This window comes from Ideonella sp. P3_A4 (assembly GCF_056403075.1).
In genome coordinates, this window is the sequence record NZ_JBFUGE010000882.1 from 1 (window position 1) to 1,993 (window position 1,993).

At 68.0% G+C, this 1,993-nt stretch carries 3 protein-coding genes; 1 reads left to right on the plus strand and 2 read right to left on the minus strand.

Annotation, left to right across the window (positions count from 1 at the left end; translation table 11 throughout):
• A partial coding sequence (locus AC1DYI_RS34015; RefSeq protein WP_477208519.1) for an L-serine ammonia-lyase occupies positions 1-663 on the plus strand: 663 nt, incomplete at its 5' end.
• Positions 664-676: 13 nt separating this feature from the next.
• Here the strand turns inward: AC1DYI_RS34015 and AC1DYI_RS34020 are convergent.
• The gene (locus AC1DYI_RS34020) at positions 677-1,498 is read right to left on the minus strand and encodes a response regulator (protein WP_477208520.1); all 822 of its coding nucleotides are present in this window, start codon (positions 1,496-1,498) and stop codon (positions 677-679) included.
• A partial coding sequence (locus tag AC1DYI_RS34025; protein ID WP_477208521.1) for an ATP-binding protein occupies positions 1,495-1,993 on the minus strand: 499 nt, incomplete at its 5' end. The genes AC1DYI_RS34020 and AC1DYI_RS34025, both read right to left, overlap by 4 nt.

The following is a 1,993-nucleotide window of genomic DNA, read 5'->3' on the forward strand; positions in this document are numbered from 1 at the left end:
GTCAAGCGCCGCGCGGCGCAGCTGTACCGCGACCTGACCGCCAACCCAGAGGCCGCGTTGCGCGACCCGCTGCAGGTGATGGACTGGGTCAACCTGTATGCGCTGGCCGTCAACGAAGAAAACGCCGCCGGTGGCCGCGTGGTGACCGCGCCGACCAACGGCGCCGCCGGCATCGTGCCCGCGGTGCTGCACTACTACCACCGCTTCGTGTACGGCGCGACCGACACCGGGGTGATGGACTTCATGCTCACCGCCGCGGCGATCGGCATCCTCTACAAAGAGAACGCCAGCATCTCGGGCGCCGAGGTCGGCTGCCAGGGCGAGGTCGGCGTGGCCTGCTCGATGGCCGCCGGCGCCTTGGCCGCGGTGATGGGCGGCACGCCGGAGCAAGCCGAGAACGCTGCCGAGATCGGCATGGAGCACCACCTGGGCCTGACCTGCGACCCGGTCGGCGGCCTGGTGCAGATCCCCTGCATCGAGCGCAACGCGATCGCGTCGGTCAAGGCCATCAACGCGGCGCGCATGGCACTGCACGGTGACGGCACGCACCATGTGAGCCTCGACAAGGTCATCAAGACCATGCGCGAGACCGGCGCCGACATGCAGACCAAGTACAAGGAAACCGCGCGCGGCGGCCTGGCGGTCAACATCGTCGAGTGCTGAAGCGCCGCGGGCTTCAACCCCCGGTGGCGCCGTCTGCGAGGCAACGCCGGATCTCATCGAGCAAGGTTTGTGAGTCGATCGGGCGCTGCAGGTAGCGCATCGCCCCCATGGCCATGCCTTTGGCACGGTCACGTTCGTCCCAATGGGTGGCCGACAAGAAGATGAACGGGATGCTGCTCAGCGCCGCATCGGCCTTGACCTCGGCGATGAAATCGAAGCCGCTGCCGGTGGGCATGCCAACGTCGCTGATGATCAGGTTCGGCCGCTCGGTCCGGGCAAGCTGCAGCGCAGCAGCGGCGGTATCGGCGGTGAGCACGCGGTAGCCCAGCGGCTGCAGCAGATCTCGCTTGAGCTGCAGGTTGGACGCCGTGTCGTCCAGCACCAGGACGGTCAGCCCCGCCGGCGGTGGCGGCAATGGCGCCGGGGCTGGCGCCGGGGACGGCCCAGGTGGTTCCGACCAGAGGCTGGGCACCAGGGTTCTCAAGGTGGCGATGAACTCCACCGGCTCGATCGGCTTGGACACATAGCCATCGAAGCCCGCCGCCAGGATGCGGCCGCGGTCACCCACCATGGCCAGCGCGGTGATGGCCACCAGCGGCATCTGCGCCAAGCCAGGCTGCGCCCTGACCTGCCGCGCGAACTCGTAGCCGTCCATCACCGGCATCTGGATGTCGCACAGCACCGCGTCGAAGTCGCGCCGCTGCGTCAGGATCTTCAGCGCCTGTTCACCGTTCTCGGCCGCACTGACCTCGAAGCCTGAGTTGTCGAGCAGGTAGCCGAGCAGCGCGAGGTTGATGGCGTTGTCGTCGACGACCAGCAGGCGCGGCCGTTTCATCGAGCGGCCTCCGCAGGCTTGGCGGCGGCAAGCGACAGCCAGAACCGGCTGCCAACGCCCAGCTGGCTGGCCACCTCGATGTTGCTGCCGTGCAGCTCGGCCAGCTTGCGGCAAAGGTACAGGCCCAGGCCCGTGCCTTCGACACTGGCCGGCCGGCTCAGGTTGCCCACCTGGGTGAACGGCTGGAAGAGCTGGGCCACGTCTTCGCTCGACATGCCGACGCCGGTGTCGGACACCCCCACCRCGAGCCGAGGCTCCTGCGAAGCAGCTTCAATCGGTTCGACGAAAACCTCGACCCGCCCTTGTTCGGTGAACTTGATCGCGTTGTTGGTCAGGTTGATCAGGATCTGCTGCAGCGCGCGCCTGTCGGCCATCACCATGCCGCTGGGCGACAACCGCGTCTGCAGCTTCAAGCCCCTGGCGCTGGCGCTGGGCCCGAGCGTCGTGACCACGTCCTCTACCAGGGCATTGCAGTCCACCGGCACCAGCTGCATC

Coding starts and splice junctions, on each gene's coding strand:
- AC1DYI_RS34020 (WP_477208520.1), bottom strand. CDS start 1,498: ATGAAACGGCCGCGCCTGCTGGTCGTCGACGACAACGCCATCAACCTC.